Annotated in this window: 7 protein-coding genes; all 7 read left to right on the top strand. The window is 70.8% G+C overall.

What is annotated here, in order from left to right; all coding sequences use genetic code 11:
- Positions 1-335: 335 nt before the first annotated feature.
- Genes ABD340_RS24855 through ABD340_RS24825 form a run of 7 tightly spaced genes read left to right on the top strand, consistent with a single transcriptional unit; the run spans position 336 to position 19,217 of the window.
- Entirely contained in the window at positions 336-467 is a 132-nt protein-coding gene (locus tag ABD340_RS24855) for a hypothetical protein (protein ID WP_344592017.1), read from the top strand.
- The gene (locus ABD340_RS24850; protein WP_344592016.1) at positions 457-3,018 is read left to right on the top strand and encodes a hypothetical protein; all 2,562 of its coding nucleotides are present in this window, start codon (positions 457-459) and stop codon (positions 3,016-3,018) included. The genes ABD340_RS24855 and ABD340_RS24850 overlap by 11 nt, the downstream gene beginning before the upstream one ends.
- Positions 3,019-7,719 (top strand): DUF6603 domain-containing protein, encoded by a 4,701-nt coding sequence (locus ABD340_RS24845; protein WP_344592014.1) that lies wholly within the window; start codon positions 3,019-3,021, stop codon positions 7,717-7,719. It begins immediately after the preceding gene.
- Between the two features lie 31 nt (positions 7,720-7,750).
- Positions 7,751-8,908, top strand: a complete 1,158-nt coding sequence (locus tag ABD340_RS24840; protein WP_344592012.1) for a Kelch repeat-containing protein — start codon at positions 7,751-7,753, stop codon at positions 8,906-8,908.
- Positions 8,905-12,102 (top strand): hypothetical protein, encoded by a 3,198-nt coding sequence (locus tag ABD340_RS24835; protein ID WP_344592010.1) that lies wholly within the window; start codon positions 8,905-8,907, stop codon positions 12,100-12,102. The genes ABD340_RS24840 and ABD340_RS24835 overlap by 4 nt, the downstream gene beginning before the upstream one ends.
- Complete coding sequence (locus ABD340_RS24830) at positions 12,083-17,344, top strand: hypothetical protein (RefSeq protein WP_344592009.1); 5,262 nt, start codon at positions 12,083-12,085, stop codon at positions 17,342-17,344. Before ABD340_RS24835 ends, ABD340_RS24830 begins: the two co-directional genes overlap by 20 nt.
- The gene (locus tag ABD340_RS24825; protein WP_344592008.1) at positions 17,337-19,217 is read left to right on the top strand and encodes a hypothetical protein; all 1,881 of its coding nucleotides are present in this window, start codon (positions 17,337-17,339) and stop codon (positions 19,215-19,217) included. The genes ABD340_RS24830 and ABD340_RS24825 overlap by 8 nt, the downstream gene beginning before the upstream one ends.
- Positions 19,218-19,304 lie beyond the last annotated feature (87 nt).

The following is a 19,304-nucleotide window of genomic DNA, read 5'->3' as shown; positions in this document are numbered from 1 at the left end:
CAGCGCCCGTGAGCCAGAGCCGATCGGCGTGATCCCACCGCAGCCGCCCTTTGGCCTGGCGGCGCAGCACCTGGTTCTCGTGACGCATCCCAAGATGGCCGCAACCACGCCGCTGATCCTGCAGCGAAATCCCGGCTCACAGCACGGAACTCGGTTTCGAGCAGGACACGGCTGGCCGAACTTTCGCTGCTACGGAGAGGCCGGCTGTGGTCACGAACTGTCACATGGTCGATTTCTATGACACGTTGACGCCCAGAGCCTGAGTCAAGGGGGTTGTCATGGCGCTGGTGGTCGGTGACCCGAGTGGGACCCCGCTTCCTACGTCAGGCGCAGGGATGGGCGACGAGATCTGGTCGTATCTGATCGACGCGAGCCGGTCGGGTGAACCGCCGCCGGGTCAACGGATCGCGTTCGGCGAAGGCGAAGACCGCAGCGTGCCGACCTATGAGGACGGGCATGGCAGCTGAATTCGTCGACATGCTTCTGTTCCCGCACTGCGACATGCACGTCGCGCTCGACGGTCCGGCCCTCCGGGTAGCGGTCAATGTCCGCACATCCGACACCGCGGATCCCGGCCGCTACGGCCTGGCGGACGTCACGGACAGGTGCACGTTCGAGTTCTTCGCACCGCACAACCAGGTAGGTCATCGCTTCGACGGATTGCCCGAGATCGACCCGGCCACCGGTCGGGTCACCGCGGCGACTCCCGGCGTGTACCTGTTCCAGGCCCGCTGGGAGCACGGTTACATCGTCGGGCGGCTCCAGGTGCACAACAAGATCACGGCGTGGTGGTTCGGGATCGACTCCATCACGACGGCGCTGGACGTCGGAACGGCGGCGAGTCCCGGCATAGCGCACGCGCAGCCGTCGATCTACGCGAAGTTCAGCGACGACGCCACCGGCGCCGACCGGATCGGGGACATCACGGGCCACAGGTACGTGACGCTGACTCCCGACGAGCCGGCAAAACTCGCGATCACCCCGCAGGGCCGGCTGCGCGGGCTGGCCGAGACGGCCGATCCGGCCCAGCCCACGCACATCACGGGGTCGTTCCTCGGGCAGACGGCCAAACTGCCGGTGCGGGTGTTCGACTACGCGAAGTCCCGCCCGGACTTGTATCCAATACAGACGCCGGATGTTCCCCATGCCGACGACATGCACAACGTCGTCTTCGTCCCCGAGGGATTCCGGGATACCGATGAGGACCGCAAGCTCTTCGACCAGATCGTCACCACGACCGTGCGGGAGATGTTCGACAAGCCGAGGCATCAGCCGTACGCGATTCTGGAGGGCAGCTTCAACATTTTCAAGGCATTCGTCCCGTCGCGCGATCATTACCTCACATGCGGCTTCCGTGTTACGGACGAGGATTTCAACCAGGCGATGCCCATTCCCTTCAACGGGAAGCTGGGCAGTGACCCCGGCAGCTACACCATGCAGGAACTGGTCGCCCTGGTCGGCCTGCCGATGCACAACGAGAGCCGGTTCGATCTCGTGGCCATCTGGAGCGGCCAGAGCCTCAAGGACTTCGACCCGTCCAAGGTGGACGGCCAGCTCATCGCTCGCTGGAGGGCCCATGAGGGGGTCGGGATCCTGCACGCCCGGGACACGGTCTTCGGACTGCATCTCGGCAGACGCCCGGCCGACCGGTTTTCGGGCATCTCCAACCCGGTGGTATCTCGGCCGGCGACGGATACGGTTTCGGACCAGCTCAAGGCGTTCGTCGCCCGGGTTTACGAGTTCTACGACTTCGGCGTGACCCGGGAACTGACCCCGGACCCCCGGCGGAATCCCCCGGAATTGCACGTGCAGGGGCAGCCGAACCCGGGCAACCCGATCACGCGGTACCTCGGCGGTCTGAGGTACGCTTACGCGCCGTTCTCGGCCATCGGGCAGAATTGGGTGCCCGAGGTGACGAGGTTCAAGCCCAGCCGGGGCCTGGTGGCCATTATCGCCTACGACGATGTAATCGGCGGGACCAGCTTCGACGGGCACATCGCGACGGCGCAGACGTTGGACAAGAAGCGCACGCTGGAGATCAACTACGCCGACCTGGTCGACAAGCGGGAGATGCGCCGCCGCGACCCACTGGCCCCGGTCAAGCCGGACCTCGCCAAACTCGTCAACACGGTCGCCCACGAGTTCGGGCACAGTTTCAACCTGGGTGATGAGTACGAGTACTTCGGCGGGGACGGCGGCTCCTCCGCGCAGACCGCCGACGTCGAGTTCGACAACTTGTCGGTGCTCGGCTTTCTGCGCGCCGCGGGCGAACCGGCGACCAGCAGGCTGATCGACGCAGGAAAGATCAAGTGGCTCGAGCTGCCGCGGACGAGCCTGTCCGCGATGCTCCTCGTCCGGTCGAGGAACGTCGCGGCAGGCATCGAGGTCACGATCGACCCGCGATACATCGGCAGGTGGGTTCAGGCGAAGAAGGAGGACGCCGAGGTCCATCTGCGCAACTTCGCCATCACCCCGGACGGACGGCAGTTGCCGCTGAGCAAGGCCCCCGGCCAGCTGCTGACCGGGCTGAAGATCGGCGACATCGACGAGTCGCTCGGCACGTTCGTTCTCACCGGCGCGGCCGCGCCGCTCCCGGAATACAGACGCGGTTCCGCGGTATACGTTCCGGTCAAAGCCGGTGACGACCGGGCACAGGTGGTGCACAAGAAGGTGCGGGAGTTCCTGGCCCAGACAAAGGCACCGCTGAACCGGGATCTCGACCATGTGCATATCTCGAGGGATGACGACCAGCCGGTGGACATCGCCGGGTTCTTTCCGCCCTGCGATTCCACCAAGACCATCGGAGTCTTCGAGGGGGCCAATGAATTCGCCGGTGGTTTCTACCGGTCCGCCGGTTCCTGCAAGATGCGCAACTCCGCCGGCACGCCGAGGGTGTGGTCGGAGATCACCCAAGATGGCGGCGCGTTCTGCTACGTCTGCAAGTGGCTGATCGTCAACCGGGTCGACCCAAGCTACCACGCCATTCTCAGCGGCCGGTTCTACCCAGGAGAGCTCTAGATGGCCGGGCCAGGCACTTTCGAGAGGATTCTCGCCGAGATCGGGCAGGCGATGCTGCCCCTGCGCGAGGCACTGCGCTCGCCGGACGCCTTCATCGCGTTCATGCAGAGGATGGGGTGGCGGGTGGACGCCATTCCGCAGCCGCTGCAGGCCCTCGGCGCCGAACTCGACACCCTCACCGACGCGCTGCGCCACCTGCTCGGCGACGGCGGGCTCAACGTCGGCGGCGGGCCGGCCACCGGGGTCTCCGCCGACTTCTCCGCCGACAATGTGGCGCGGGCGCTGGGCGCGGCGCAGGCCGTCGTCACCGGAATCCGGGGGATCGCCGACGCGCCCGACTCGGCGATCCCGGAGGCGCTGCGGGCGGACGGGTTTCGCGAGAGATTCCCCGGTCAGCTCATCGACTTCCTGATCGTCACCTATCTGCAGCGCTACCACCCGGCCGTCGCGTTCGGCCTGCGCAGCCTGGGCATCGTCAAGGCGGGCTTCACGCCGTCGGCGGGCGCGCGCCCGCCGTACGTCCACCTCTCGCTGGACTTGGCCGATCTGCCCCGCCTGCTCGGCGATCCGCCGCAGGTGCTGAAGGACGCCTTCGGCTGGGGCGAGCCCGACTTCGACTTCGCTGCGCTGGCGTCCCAGGTCGACAACCTGCTGGCGAGCGTCGGCGTGGAAGTCGCCATGCAGACCTTGGCGTCCTCGGCGACGGCGGCGGTCCAGGGGATACCGGCAAGCCTGACGGCACCGCCGGTCCCGGCGATCAGAGGCGTCATCTTCGAGCGGCTGCTCGCCCAGGACCAGCGCCTGGCCGCGGAGGTGCGGCTGGTAGAGCTGCCCGGCGCCGACGGGGCACTGCCCGGGCTGGCCCTGCTGCCGTACTTCGCCGGCGGCCTGGGCGTCGAGCTCCCGCTGACGCCGGACGTCAAGCTCATCGTCCGGAGCGATCTCGACCTGCAGGGCGGGATCGCGCTGCGGGTCCGGCCCGGACGGCCGATCGAAACCGTCGTCGGCTTCGACGGCGGGACACCGAGCGGTAAGAACGGCTCGATCGAGGTGGTCGTCGAGCGCGGCGACGCCGACGCCTCGCCAAGGTTGATCGTCGGCAGCGCCGGCGGCACACGGCTGCAGTTCCGGAAGATCAGCGCGGCCGGCGGAGTGCGGCTGAACGGTGAAGGCGTGGACGTCTACGCCGAGTTCGACCTCACCGGGCTGGAGTTCGTCTTCTCCCCGGGCGGGGCCGACGGGTTCATCGCGACGATTCTGCCGGACGGCGGGTTCACCGTCGGGGCCGACCTCACGGTCGGCGTTTCGTACAGTAACGGGTTCTACTTCCGCGGTACCTCGAACCTCGAGTTGCAGGTGCCCACCCACATCGACCTGGGCCCGGTCGAGATCCAGTCACTGACGATCTCCGCCTCGCCGGACGGCGGCGGCATGCCGATCGGGCTCGGGGCCGCGTTCAAGGCCGAGCTCGGGCCGATCCAAGCCGTGGTGGAGCAGATCGGCCTGTCCGCGAACCTGGCGGCCAAGCCGGACCATGACGGCAACCTCGGCCCGCTCGACGTTTCGCTCGGGTTCATGCCGCCGAAGGGCGTGGGGTTGAAGCTCGACGCCGGGATCGTGGCCGGCGGCGGGTATCTGTACTTCGATCCGGAGCGGGGGGAGTACGCCGGGGCGCTGGAGCTGGAGTTCGCCGGGTTCATCGAGGTCAAGGCCATCGGGCTGATCACCACGCGGATGCCGGACGGCACGGAAGGGTTCTCGCTGCTGATCATCCTGACCGCCGAGTTCGGCGGAGGCGGGATCCAGCTCGGGTTCGGGTTCACCCTGCTCGGCGTCGGCGGGATCCTCGGGCTGAACCGCAGGATGGACTTCGCCGCGCTCGTCGAGGGTGTGGTCAGCGGGTCCATCGAGTCGGTGATGTTCCCGCGGGACGTGATCGCGAACGCGCCGCGGATCATCAGCGACCTGCGGAAGTTCTTCCCGCCGCAGGACGGCCGGTTCCTCGTCGGGCCGATGGCGAAGATCGGCTGGGGGACGCCGACGCTGGTCAGCGTGTCGCTCGGGGTGATCGTGGAGATCCCGCCGGGCAACATCGCCGTCCTCGGCGTGCTCAAGTGCGTCCTGCCCGGCGAGGATGTCCCGCTGCTGGTGCTGCAGGTCAACTTCATCGGCGCGTTCGAGGTCGACAAGTCGCGGCTGTGGTTCTTCGCGAAGCTGGTCGACTCCCGCGTCCTGACCATCACCATTGACGGCGGCATGGGCCTGCTCGTCTACATGGGCGACAACCCCGACTTCGTGCTCTCGGTCGGCGGGTTCCACCCGTCGTTCAAGCCGCCGCCGCTGCCGTTCCCGGTGCCGCCGCGGGTGTCGATGGACATCCTGAACGCGCCGGGGCGGCTGATCCGGGTGTCCGGCTATTTCGCGGTCACCAGCAACACGGTCCAGTTCGGCGCGAAGGCCGAGTTGCGGCTGGGCTTCGACGACTTCGGTGTCGAGGGGCACCTCGCCTTCGACGCGCTGTTCCGGTTCTCGCCGTTCGCGTTCCTCATCGAAATCTCCGCCGGCGTTTCGCTGAAGGCATTCGGGGTCGGCCTGTTCAGCATCGACCTGCGTTTCCAACTGGAGGGCCCGTCGCCGTGGCGGGCGCACGGACGCGGATCGATCTCCCTGCTGTTCTTCGAGATCTCCGCCGACTTCGACATCTCGTGGGGCGAGGAGCGCAACACCACGCTGCCTCCGGTCGAGGTGCTCGCACTGCTGGAGACCGAGGTCCGCAAGGCCGAGGGCTGGCAGACCCGGTTGCCGGCGGGCGGCACCAACCCGCTGGTCACGTTGCGGCAGCTGCCCTCGGGCGACGAGCTGGTCCTGCACCCGCTGGGCACATTGTTCATCCATCAGCGGGCCATCCCGCTCGACGTCCGGATCGACCGGGTGGGCGCGCAGCGGCCGAGCGACGGCAAGCGGTTCAGCGTCGCGCCGGTGCCGGGCAGCGGCTTGGAACGGGTGTCGGTCACCGACGACCAGTTCGCCATGGCCCAGTTCCAGGACATGGACGACGCGGCGAAGCTGTCTCGCGCGGCGTATGAGAAGCAGGACGCCGGGCTGGAGCTGAGCGCCGCCAAGGGCGCGATCGCCTCACCGAGGGTGGTCCGGCGCAGCGCGCGGTACGAGCTGCACATCATCGACAGCAAGCCGCCGAAGACGGTGCGCGAGGCCCGGCGTGCGGTGTCACTGGCGGGCGGGGCGGGCGCGCGCCGCCCCCCAAAGCTTTACAGCCCGCATCCGGCGGTGTTCGGCCAGCTGCTGGAGGGCAGCAGCACCGCTCGTTCGCCGCTCTCGCAGCGGGAGGCCCGGTTGCGGCAGCCGTTCGCACCGGACGAGACCGTGCAGGTCACCGGCGACCGCTTTGTCGTCGCTTACCGGCGCAACAACCTTCAGGCGTTCCCGCCCGCGACGGCGGGCTCCACCACGTCGAGTTTCCGCAGCGAGGCGACCGCGGCCGACGCCATGGCGGACTGGATTCGCGCGGACCCGGGCCTGGCCGGGCGGCTGCATATCCTGCGCCAAGCCGAGGCCGGCGGTGGCGTGGTGGCCCAGCCGGGGACCTGGTCGGTCGTGAGCCCGCCGCCGTCCGCCGTTTCGGGTACCGACGCGGTACGCCTGACCGGCGGCAAGGTACTCATCGCGGGCGGCGCGGACGCCGCCGGGAAGCCCGTGGCCACCACCGCCGTGTACGACCCGGTCGCGGCGACCTGGGCCGACGCGACGCAGTCCCTCATGACGGCCCGGTGGGGCCACACGACGACGAAGCTCGGAGACGGCCGGGTCGTGGCCACCGGCGGGCTCGGTGCCGACGGCGCGCCGCTGGCCTCGGCCGAGGTGTTCGAGCCGGTCGCCGGCGCCTGGAAAACCCCGCAGGGGGCCTTGAAGACCGCCAGGGCAGGGCATTCCGCCACAGCGGTCGGCGGGCGGCTGCTGGTCGCGGGCGGCACCGGGGCGCGGGGTGCCGCGCTGGCGTCGGCCGAGCTGCTCGACCCCGGCACGCTGACGTGGACCGAGACCGCGCCGATGGCCTGCGCTCGTACGGGCCATCAGGCCGTGCTGATCAAAGTTGATGAGACGGACAAGGTGCTCGTCATCGGCGGCGCGCTGCCGACCGGCGAAAGCGAGCGCGAGCGCGCGCTCGCGTTCTGTGAGATCTATGATCCCGCGACGAAGACCTGGACGCCGACCGGCAGCCTGCGCACGCCGCGGAAGGGCCACCAGGCGACGGTGCTGGGCGACGGGCGGGTGCTGGTCACCGGCGGCGACGCCGTCCCGGCAATGCCTTACCGCGTGGACAGCCTGTCCACGGCCGAGCTGTACGACCCGCACACCGGGACCTGGACGCCCGCGGCGGACCTGCCCGGCGGCGGCCGGAGCGGGCACCGGAGCGTACGGACGCCCACCGGTGTACTGGTGATCGGCGGGACGGGACGGCCGCGGGCCACCGCCGGCTACCGCGACGTCGTGGTCTTCGACCCCGGCTCCGGCACCTGGACGACCACCGGCGCGCTGGGCACCGGCCGGTGGGCCTTCCCTGCCGTCGACCTGGCCGACGGCCGCGTGCTCGCGGTGGGCGGCCTGGCACAGGCCGGGGCGGCCGCGCCCGGCCCCGTTCCGGCGGAGCTCGCCGCGACCGCGGAGATCTACCTGCCATGAATCTGAAGGGTTCAACGGAGGGTTCGACACGATGACCACTGCCACTCTCGCGGCCGCCGACGCCTGGTCGTCCGCCCCCGACTATGCCGCCGCGGTGAGCTGGTACGGCCAGCACGACGCCGCCGTGGTACTCAAGGACGGTACGAAGGTACTGCTCGCCGGCGGCGCCGACGCCGCGTCGGCCAGCGTGAAGCAGAGCGCGGTCTACGACCTGGGGCAAGGAACCTGGTCGGCCCCCGCCCTGCTCGGCACCGCCAGGCAGTTGCACGCCCTGACCCTGCTGCCGAGCGGGAAGGTGCTGGTCACCGGGGGAGTCGGCGGGCCGGGCGCGCCCGCGCTGGCCACCGCCGAGCTGTACGACCCCGCGCAGGCCACCTGGACCGCGACCAAGAACCCGATGGCCGTCGGCCGCTGGGGGCACAGCGCGGTGCTGCTGTCGAACGGCCAGGTCCTGGTCGCCGGGGGCAGCGCGCCCCGGTCCGGCGGCAAGGTCATGGCGCTGCGTTCGGCGGAGCTGTTCAACCCCGCCGACGAGACATGGACCAAGGCGGCGGACATGACCGACGCCCGCAGCGGGCACACCGCCGTCGAACTGGAGGCCGGTAAGAAGGTGCTGGTCTGCGGCGGCAGCGTACCGGTCGGCACGGCCGATGATCCGGCGCTGGCCTTCTGCGAACTGTACGACACGGAGGCGAAGACCTGGACGCCGACCGGAAGCCTGCGCCACCCGCGGAGCGCGCACACGGCGACGGCGTTGTCCGCCACCACCGTGCTGGTCACCGGCGGCCGCGCACCCGGGGCACCCGGCGACGGCAGCTTCGACCCGTTCGCCCGCGCGACCGCCGAGGTGTTCACCTTGACCGCGGCGGGCGGGAGCTGGCAGGAGACCGCACCGATGCCCGGAGGGCGGGCGTTCCACCGCGCGGTCCCGCTGGGCTCAGGGAAGGTCCTGGTGGTCGGCGGCACCGACGACGTTGGCAACGAAGCCGGATACCGCAGTGCCCTGGAGTACGCGGCCGGCGCCTGGACGAAGGTGGCGGGCCTGGCCGAGGGGCGGTGGGGCTTCGCCGCCGCGGCCTCCGGGACCAAGGTGCTCGTCGCCGGCGGCGTGGCCCGCACCGGGCTGGCCGCGGCGGCGCAGGCCACCGAGCTGACCAAGACCGCCGAGCGCCGCGGGAGCGGTTCGTGACCGCCAACGCGTACTCCTTCCTGCCCTGGTTGCGGACCGGCCTGTCGACCCGGATCGCCGGCGACCCGGGGGCCGCGCCGCGGGCCGCCATCAAGGTCCAGTTGAAGCTGACCGGGGACGCGCTCAAGGCGGGCGACCCGCCCCCCAGCCGCCTGGTTGAACAGCAGCTGCAGATCTACGGCCCCGGCGACGTGATCGGCGTGGATCCGCGGGCGATCTCGCGGGCCGAACCACGGCCGTCCATCAGCAACTTCGAGCCCAACTACCTGGCGCACATCGAGTTCTACGACGAGGACTTCCCCTGGCGATACAGCCCGGCTCCGCCGGACGGCGGCACGAAACGGCTGGCGCCCTGGCTCGCATTGGTCGTGCTCACCGCGGCGGAGTTCGAGGACGGTGCGCTGCCGGACCGGCCGCTGCCGTTCATCACGGTCACCGAACCGCGAGCGCTGCAGCCGTCCCATGAGCTCGGGGCGTGGGCGCACGTCCACGTCAACGGCGAGCTCGACATGCCGCTGGCGATCGACAATCCCGAGGACATGGGAGCGGCGCTGGCCAACCTCGGCCGGGTGCTGCGCGAGACACCCGACAGCGCGTGTTCCCGGGTGATCTGCCCGCGGCACCTGTCGCCCAGCACGACCTACCACGCGTTCCTGGTCCCGGCGTTCGAGACGGGGCGGCGCGCCGGGCTCGGCATCGAACCGGGACAGATCCCGGCGCTGACGCCGAGCTGGGGTGTTCCGCAGGACACGGCCACGGGCTCGCTGCCCTACTACCACCGCTGGTCGTTCACCACGAGCACGGTCGGCGACTTCGAGTACCTCGTCCGGCTGCTGCGGCCGATCCAGGCCGAAGAACCGGTCGGCCGCCGGGACATGGACGCGCACCGCTCGCCGGGCTTCGGCCTGCCAGGCGTCACCACCTCGACCCAGCCCGACGGCGTGCTGCGGCTCGGCGGCGCCCTGCAACTGCCCGACTCCGACAAGCCCATCGACGCGTGGGAGAACTGGGACAACTACTACAAGCTGAACCCCCCGCCGGCGCCGCGGTACCCGAACCAGTGGCAGCGGGCGATGGCCGGGCTGATCAACCTGGCCGAGGCCTACCAGCGGCGGCCGCCGGCGGCGGCGAACACCGAGCTGTCGGCGAGGATCTCCGGTCTCGCCGACGAGACCGACCCGGTGATCACGCCCCCGCTGTACGGGCGGTGGCACGCGCTCGCGCCGCGGCTGCTCACCGACTCCAGTGGCGACCCGGTCAGTGACACCGTGCTGCACAACTGGGTGCACCGGCTCAACCTGGACCCCCGCTTCCGAGTCGCCGCGCACTTCGGCACCAAGGTCGTCCAGGCGCGGCAGGAGGAGCTCATGGCCGCTGCCTGGGATCAGCTCGGCGACGTCCAGCGGGCGAACGCCCGGATCCGTGCCGCGCAACTGGCCCGCGAGGTCGGAACCTCCTTGCACGGAAAGCACATCGACCTGCCCGTCGTGCCCACGCCGCCCGCCGGTGCCGCCGAGCTCGCCGAAGCCGAGCCGCCGCTCCCCTCGGCCAAGGCGCTGACGCTGACCGCACCGGCCCATGCGCGGGTGGTCGAACGCCCACCCGATGCGGCCGCGCCGTCCGGTCTGGTGGAGCTCGGCGAGCAACTCGCGGTCGGGTTCAAGGTGGCGCGCAGCCGGGTCGCGGCGGCCCCGATGTCCCCGGCGATGCGCCGGATCACCCGGCCGGGGTCGCGGCTGATGAAGGTGCTCGAATTCCCGGAGGCCAGGCCGGCCGAGACGCTGGTGTCCCGCATCGACGAGCAACAGGTCACCGCCGCGCCGCCCAAGGGCACCCCGCCCGCCGTCGTCACCCCCGCGGAGCTGGACGACGAGCTCCCGCCGAAACCGTCCGGCGACCCGGTCGAGATCCTGGCGCGCAACCCCCTCTTCGAGCTGCGGAACTACCGCGACACCATCACCACGCCGGTCGGGGACCACGACAGCGACGAGGCCAAGGTGTTCAAGGGCGCGCTGCGGGAGCTCCACGACGGCTGGGGCACGGCCGCCACGGGCGGCCAGGTCGAGGATCCGCCGAAGCTGGGCGTGATCGACGCGACCACCGACGTCAAGACCGGCCTGCGCTCGGACAAGACCGTCGTGGACAACCTGATCGGCTCGCTGAACCTGCCGGAGCGGCTGAAGCCCGACGGCGAGCTGACCGAGGTGATGGCCTACCCGGTGTTCGACATGCCGATGTACGAAGAGCTGCTGAAGATGTCGGTGGACACGTTCGTGCCCAACCTCGGGCTGCTCCCGGCGAACTCGATCACCCTGCTGGAGAACAACCGCCGGTTCATCGAGTCCTACTTGGTCGGGCTCAACCACGAGATGGCACGGGAGATGCTCTGGCGGGAGTATCCGACCGACCAGCGCGGGACGCCCTTCCGGCAGTTCTGGGACCCGCGGGCGGTGCTGCCGGAGCCGGGGGAGACCGACGCGGAACGACGCGAGCGGCTGTACGACATCCCGCCGATCCACACGTGGGGCACCGCCGCGCTGCTGGGCGAGAACGCCAACCGGCCACGGCAGAAGAACGGCCTCGTCCTGGTGATCCGTGGCGAGCTGCTCAAGAAGTACCCGACCGCGGCGGTCTACGCGCACAAAGCCGCCTGGCCTGTGGTGAACGGCCAGGCCGACACCAGCGGCGAGCGCGAACCCGCGAAGCTCCCGGAGAACCTGCCACCGCCGCTGGAGCTGGTCAAGCTGCCGATCTACGAGGCCAAGGTCGAGCCGGACATCTACCTGCTCGGCTTCGACCTGGATGTGGACGAGGCGCGCGGCAAGGGAGGCGGCCTCGGCTGGTTCTTCGTGCTCAAGGAGCGTCCGGGTGATCCGCGGTTCGGCGTCGACGAGGACCCGCCGGGCCCGCAGATCCCGGTCGAGGTGTGGAACGACCTGACCTGGGGCCGTGTGGATCCGCAGGCCCGGCACCGCTTCATCCGGTTCGACGCGGACATCCGCGTCGAGCTCGACCCGTTCAACGGCGACGAGGACGACCAGGAGAAGCTGAAGCAGCGCGCGGACGACGAAAAGGTCAAGGCCTGGCAGTCGGACATCAGCTCCGCTGACGTCGCCTACATCCTCTTCCAGGCACCGGTTCTGGTGGCTGTACACGCACAGGAGATGCTGCCGGATGCCCGACCTCAGTCTTGACTTCCCGGTGCTTCTCGGCCCGGTCCGGGTGGAGACTCGGTTCACCGCGACCGAGCTGCTGGTGCGGGTGTTCCCCGACGAGTGGTCGATCGACAAGTTCGAGCCCCGCCCCACCCAGGCCGAGCTCGCCGCGCTGGACGCCTACTGGACCGCGCTCTGGGCGTCCGGCGGGTCGGCGGTGGGTGAGCAGGCCGCCTGGCACGAGCTGGTCGCGCGGGTCCCGGCCGGCCGCGCGGGTTGGCTGCTGCAGGCCCACAAGCCGGCCAACCCCGCAGAACGCCCGATCGGGGTGCCGTCCGGGACGACCGTGCTGGTGGTCGTCAGCGCCGCACCGCCGGCGGCGAACGACCGGCAGCCCGCCGTCACCTACTGGACCTCCGTCTGGCGCGCGCACGGGGACCGCGCGAAACTGCGGGACGCCGACATCGCGCTGCTCGCGTCGGTCGGGGCGAGCCGGGCCGCCGCCATTCGCGCCCGGCGTCCGTTCGGTGTGGACGATGCGCCGGTCGGCCGCGGCGACGACGTCGTGGTGGCGTTCCTGGTGCTGCCCCCGCCGCCCGCGGACCAGATCGCGCCGCGGTCGTGGACCGTGGCCGCGAAGGCGTCGCTGCTGCCCGACCGGTTCACCGTCTTCGGGTACGTGAACGACAGGCTGGTGTTCTCCAAGACGGGGGGCCCGGTGCGGGCCGAGCTGGCGGTGAGCCCGGACCCGGGCGAGACAAAGGAGAACCAGCTCAAGATCGACGAGGCCACCGGGGTGTTGTCCGTGCCGCCGGCGCTGCGCTGGCTGACCGACTTCGACGAGGCGGTCGCGGCCGGGATGGGGCTGCGGATCCCCCTCGAGGACTCCTTTCGGCACCGGATCGACCGGCTCGTCGTGCTCGGGCTGCGGCAGCAGGCCACGCCGGAGCAGTCCGCGTCGGCGCTCGGCGGGCTGCTCGCCGACCAGTTGCACAGCCCGGCCGGGTTCAGCCTGCTGCCCCAGGGCACCCCGTCGAACAACACCGAGCAGGCCCCGGCCGGCCAGGACACGCGGGCCGAGGCCGAGGCGGGGCTGGCCACGGCGGCCGGATTCGCCGCCGCCGCCACGGACTGGACCGCCAAGACCGACGGGCAGTGGTTCGCCGACCTGCTCGGCCTCGACCCGGCGGTACTGGCCGGGGTGCCGAACGCCGAGGGCACCGACCGGCGCGACGCGCGGGCCGCGCACACCGCGTTGTGGCCGGCGACCTGGGGCTACTATCTGCATTCGCTGTTGCACGGAGTACTCGGCGACGAGCAGATCGCGCAGACCAGGCGGTTCTTCCTCGACCACGTGTCCGGACGAGGCCCGCTGCCCGCGGTGAAGATCGGTCGGCAGCCGTACGGGATTCTGCCGACGACGGTGTTCTCCCGGCTGGCCTGGCCCGACACGGCGAAACACCGCAAGGCGCTGAACGTGGTGCTGACGGCGGCCGCGAAAGACTGGCGGGACGCGCTCGTGCATGTCACGCACCTTGACGGGCCGGACGACGACCCGCACCAGAAGCTGCTGGACATCTTGGCGCTGCACCCGACGTCGGCCGAGTACCACCAGCGTTACGCCCAGAGCGTCGAGGACATTTTCAACCGGGAGAACCTGCGGGCGCTCGGCCCCAAGGTGCCCGACGCGCTGGAGCAGCAGCTGGACATGCCGCAGCCGATCCGCGCGCTGCTCGCTCGGTTCGGCCGCCCGACGAGCGACCCCGCGGCCGACCCCGACCTGCTGCGCCGGCTGTTCACCGACGTCCACCATCCGCTGCTGGCCCCGTTGGTCGACGACCGGCCGCTGTCCGAGCTGGACCCGATCCGCGCCTACACCGCCGACGGCCGCAACTACCTGCGCTGGCTCGCCGACCATGCCCGCACCGACCTGGACAAGGTGCGCGAGGAGGAAGGCTTTCTCGACGACCGGCCACCGGCGGCGCTGCTGTACCTGCTGGCGCGGCACGCGGTGCTGCTCGGCTGGGCCGAGGCGGCGCGGCGGCTCGCCCTCGGTACACCGGGTGCCGACGTGCCCGACCCGCGGGACGCGCCATTCGTCCACGTCAAGATCTCGAAGCCGGCGAATCCGATCCCGAGCGAGAGCCGGTACCGCAAGCTGTACTCGAAGGATCCCGCGATGACCGGCGGCCAGGACCTGCTGGTGCACGAGTACATCCGTACGGTATTGGGAACGGGCCCGGCCACCGCGGACCTCGAGGAGCAGATCGAGGCGCTCGCCCTGCTGGCCGAACTTCCCACCGCGCGGCTCGAACGGGTGCTCGCCGAGCACATCGACTGCGCCACCTACCGGCTGGACGCGTGGCGGCTGGGGCTGGCCAACGAGCGGCTGGCCGAACTGCGGTTCGGCCCGGACGGCACCGCCCCGCCGAAACCCGGCCTCCATCTCGGCGCGTACGGCTGGCTGGAGAACATCGTCCGAAAGACCGGCGAGCCCGACCACGTTCCGGTGCCCGCCGACCTCACCACCGTTTTCGGGACCGCCCCGATCCCGCACGACCCCCTGAACGGCGGGTACATTCACGCGCCGTCGCCCGCCCACGCGCGTACGGCCGCAGTGCTGCGCGCGGGCTATCTCGCCAACGGCACGCCGCAAGACCCCGGCGTTTTCGCGGTGAACCTGAGCTCCGAACGCGTTCGGCTCGCGCTCGCGATCCTGGACGGCATGCGTCAAGGCCAGTCGCTGGGCGCCCTGCTGGGCTACCGCTTCGAGCGCGGCCTGCACGACCGCAACGCCGGCCTGGACAAGTTCATCGCAGGGCTGCGCCTGAAGTTTCCGTTGCGGGCCAACAAGATCGACGAGACCGCTCCGGCGCCGGACGATCCCGCGCGGCCAGACAGCATCGAACAGGTCGAGGCCCGCAACGTGATCGACGGACTGTCGCTGCTCCGGCACGTGAACGCGTTGCAGGCGGCGGGGCTCTCGGACGACTACCCGTTCGGCTTCACGGACCTGGAGCCCCCCGACCCCCCGACCGTGGTCGACGACATCGGCAAGGAGATCACCGCGCTGCGCAACGTGCACGACGCGCTGGCCGACCTCGCCGTGGCCGAAGGCACCCATCAGGCGTTGCAGGGCAACACCGAACGCGCGTCGGCGACGCTGGACGCCTACGCGAAGGAGGGACTCCCGCCCGAACCGGCCGTGGTCGACACCCCGCGCAGCGGGATCACCCTGACCCACCGGCTCGGCCTGCAGCTCACGCCGGGACTCGTCCCGGACCACGGCGCGCCGCTGCTCGGCCGCAACAACCCGCGGGCCAGGGCCGAACCGTCGGTCAACGCCTGGCTGCCCGCGGTGCTGCCGAGACCCTCGGGCGTGGCCGCGCGGGTGACGTGGAAGGACCCGGTCGACGGCACGGCCCGCCAGCGGGTGGTGACCCAGGAGGAGGCCGGGTTGCAGCCGATCGACCTGCTCTGGGCGCTGCGCCCGGCGGACGAGGCTGCGATGACCGACCTGGACGACCGGATCCTCGGCGTCGTGATCGAGAAGGAGGGCCCGCGCCCGGATGCCGAACTGACGATCCAGTACACCCAGCGCGTCTCCGGAAAGGTCGGCTTCTTCGAGCTGTCACCGCTGATCGCCGCGGTGCGGACGCTGCTGACGACGTCACGGCCGCTGCGCCCGAGCGACCTGACTCCGGCCGCCGGGAGCGCACCGGCCGCCCGCGCCGCGGACGACGCGGTGTCGCTGCCCCGGGCCCGCCCGGTCGCGGTCCTGGAGTCCCTGACCGACCTGGCAGACGACGTCGCCGGCTTCGTCGCCGACCTTGGCGCGCTCTATCCCGCCGATGGGGACCCGGTCATGGCGGCCGTGGTCAGCAAGATCGACACCTTCCTCAGCCGATACGCGAAGCTGACCGTGGCCGCCGGCGGGTTCGGCCTGGTGCGCAGCAGCTGGGGCGAGCTGGCGCTGTGGCGGCGTGGCGAGTTCGCCGCCGTCCTGGCCGCCGTCGCCGAGGTCGCCGCCCGGATGGGGCGGGCGCTGGCCGCCGCCGACGTGTTGATCGGCCGGTACGACGCGCTGCCGTCGTCAACGTCGATCGAGGAGCGGTTCCGGATCCTGCAGCAGGCCGAGCGGCTGTTGACCACCAAGCCAGGCCCGCGCCCGTCGACCCCGGCCCAGTTGCGTAGGCGGGTGGGCAGTCTGCGTCAGGACTTCAACACCCGCGTCCAAGGGTTGAAGCAGGAGGCCAAGACCACGAAGACGGCGCTGAGCGGGCTGCTCGCCGAAGTCGCCGCGAAGCTGCCGCTGACGGAGTACGACCCGGCCGGGCTGGACCTGACACCGTTCCTGGACCGGGTCGTCGCATACGGCCGGGAGCTGCTCACGCGGGCGCGGAAGCTCAAGGACGAGCTCGACGCCCGGGGCGAGGCCGCGACGAAGGCGCTGGAGATATACGACAAGGCGGTCACCGGGCCGGATCGGGTGCGCGCCGGAACCGACGCGCTCAAGGCCATGCTCGGCGAGGACGTGTTGGCCGTGCCGGAGTTCACCCCGCCGGACCCGGTCATCCAGCAATGGCGCAAGGCCCGCAACGACAGCGACAAGCTCGTCGCGCACCTCAAGGCGGCCCGGGACTTCCCGGTCGACGACTGGCTGCACGGGATGGCTCGGGTGCGGGAGAAGCCGCGGCTGTGGGAGAAGACCGTGCTGCTCGCCGACGCGCTGCTCGGCCCGGGCGGGCTGCTCGGCACCGGCATCCTCGGCTGGCGGGAACCGGCGCTCACACCGATCCAGTTGCCGTACGTCACGGGCGACCACTGGCTGGCCATGGAGTTCGCGAAGGACCCGGAGCCGCCCGACCAGTTCAGCGAGGACCGGCTGCTGCTCACCATGCACTACGCCGCCGGGTTGGCCGGCGAGCGGCAGTGCGGAATGGTGTTCGACGAATGGACCGAGGTGATCCCGGCCGAGCGCGAGACCACCGGCATCGCGGTGCACTTCGACCGCCCGGACGCCGAATCGCCGCAGGCGATGCTGCTCGTCGTCCCGCCGGTGGCCGACCCGGACGGGCACTGGACGCCCGGCGACCTGGTCGACGCGATCACCGAGACGTTCGACATGGCCAAGACCCGCGCGGTCGAACCGGAGCATCTCCACGGCACGGCGTACGCGCACCTGCTCCCGGCCACCGTCATGTCGGCGACCCGGCGGCAGATCACCATCAGCACCGATCTCGCGCTCGCCAACCTGCGCTGGAAGGCCGCCCATGACTGAGCCAGCCCCGCCCACGTTCGCCGATGATCTAGCCGCGCGCAGGCACCCGACGGTCGGCGTATGGAACCGGCTGGAGGGCCGCCCGCGGACCACCGACTTCAACCGCGCGCTGCGGGCGGAGGTGCGCGATCCCCTGTGGCTGCTGACCAGGCAGTGGCAACTCGGCGAGTTCCACGGCACGGACGCCGGTTCACCGGTCACCGCGACCTATTCGGTCACGCCGTCGCGGCCGACCAGGTTCCGGCCGGACGGCGGGCCGCCCGAGGACCTGCCCGACGACCGGCCGCTGGAGACCATGGCCGAACGGCGACGGCTGCCGTTCGCGTTCGGCCCCGAGGAGATCGCCTTCGACCTGCGCCTGATGATCGGCTACCGTTGGCTGAAGCTGCTCGGCCAGCACAAGCTGCTGGGCCTGACCCTCAACTTCGAGAAGCAGTACATCGACCGGTACCCATTCGCGCTGCCCGACCCGCTCCATCCCGAGGACGAGGACGTCGCCCGGCTGGCGCACCCGCAGGTATGGGCGATGCTGCAGACGATCGCCGGGCGCCGGATGGACGGCTACCGCCTCTACCTGCACGTCAAGGGAGGCGGGGACGCCGACGACGGCATCAACACGATCCCGCTGCTGCACCACGCCCTGCTGGTGAACCTCGGCAAACGGCTGGTCGCGTGGTTCGACGCGCTGATCGACCAGCCCACCGGCCCCACCGCCGGCCGGCCTGACGGGGACGCCACCTGGGCTCCGCGCAGACTCGAGCACTGTTTCTCCGTGTCCGCCTCGGTGCCCGGTGGGGGCGAGAAGGTCCTCACCGCGCAGGAATATCCCGGAGGCGACCTGGAGTGGCACGCCTTCTCCGTCGACCCTGGGCCGAAACTGGGCGGGCCGAAGCCACCGGAGAAGACGCTCAACCGGACGGTGTTCCCTGCCCCGGTCCGCTATTCAGGGATGCCGCTGCCGCGCTGGTGGGCCCTGGAGGACGGGCGCACCAACTTCGCCGCCGTACGGCCGGACAGCACCGACCTCGCGCGGCTGATCTTCCTCGAGTTCGCGCTGGTCTTCAGCAACGACTGGTATCAGATTCCCTGCGACCTCCCCGCGGGCACGGTGGCCACGATCCGCGGCCTGGTCGTCACCGACGTCTTCGGGCAGAAGCTGTGGATCACCCCCGCCGGCGCCGGTGACGACGAGGACTGGCAGCGCTGGTCCATGTTCACCCTGGACACCATCGGCGACGACCACGTACCCGCCGACACCGACCTGCTCCTGCCACCGAGTGTGCCGAAGGTCGCCGACGGACCGGCACTGGAGGAGGTCCTGCTGATCCGCGACGAGAACGCCAACCTGGTCTGGGGAATCGAGCAAACCGTCCGGTTGCCGACCGGCGAGCCGCGGCGGGGCGGCGAAGCCGCCGCCGAGGTCGTCGCGTTCCGGAAGCGGCTGGCGGAGCACGCAACTGCAGAGGAGGATCCGCCGCGCGCGCCGATCTCCTATGTGGCGATGAACACCATCCCCGAGCAGTGGATCCCGTTCATCCCGGTGCACGTCGCAGGCGACAACCGGGAGATCCAGCTCCAGCGAGCGGCCATGCCGAGTGCCGTCGACGGCCGCCCGGTCCGGCCGCGCACCACACTGCTGCGCCAAGGCTTCGACGATGGTAAGCGGTACTTCATCAACGAGGAGGAAGTGCCGCAGGCGGGCACCCGGCTGGCCGTCTCCTACAACCGCACCCGCTGGCGAGACGGCCGCGTCGTAGTGTGGCTCAGCGCACGACGCGGTGCCGGACGCGGCGAGGGCTCCAGCGGCCTCGCCTTCGACCTCCTGGCCGACACGCCACCGGTGACTTCCCCGGCACTGCCCGGCGTGCTCTGAGCGATTCACACCAGCGCGCCGCCTCGAACAGGCCCGGCGAATTCGTGCGCTTGCCGGAAAGCTCATCCGTGCAGGTGAGAGCCATGA

The organism is Actinomadura vinacea (assembly GCF_039532545.1).
Taxonomy (GTDB): domain Bacteria; phylum Actinomycetota; class Actinomycetes; order Streptosporangiales; family Streptosporangiaceae; genus Spirillospora; species Spirillospora vinacea.
Note: the sequence above shows the minus strand (reverse complement) of the source record. Positions and strands in the feature narration are given on the sequence as shown.

Bases quoted from the DNA above. Each gene is read 5' to 3' on its own strand.
- ABD340_RS24830 (WP_344592009.1), top strand. From the start codon at position 12,083: ATGCCCGACCTCAGTCTTGACTTCCCGGTGCTTCTCGGCCCGGTCCGG.
- ABD340_RS24840 (WP_344592012.1), top strand. From the start codon at position 7,751: ATGACCACTGCCACTCTCGCGGCCGCCGACGCCTGGTCGTCCGCCCCC.
- ABD340_RS24825 (WP_344592008.1), top strand. From the start codon at position 17,337: ATGACTGAGCCAGCCCCGCCCACGTTCGCCGATGATCTAGCCGCGCGC.
- ABD340_RS24845 (WP_344592014.1), top strand. From the start codon at position 3,019: ATGGCCGGGCCAGGCACTTTCGAGAGGATTCTCGCCGAGATCGGGCAG.
- ABD340_RS24855 (WP_344592017.1), top strand. From the start codon at position 336: ATGGGCGACGAGATCTGGTCGTATCTGATCGACGCGAGCCGGTCGGGT.
- ABD340_RS24850 (WP_344592016.1), top strand. From the start codon at position 457: ATGGCAGCTGAATTCGTCGACATGCTTCTGTTCCCGCACTGCGACATG.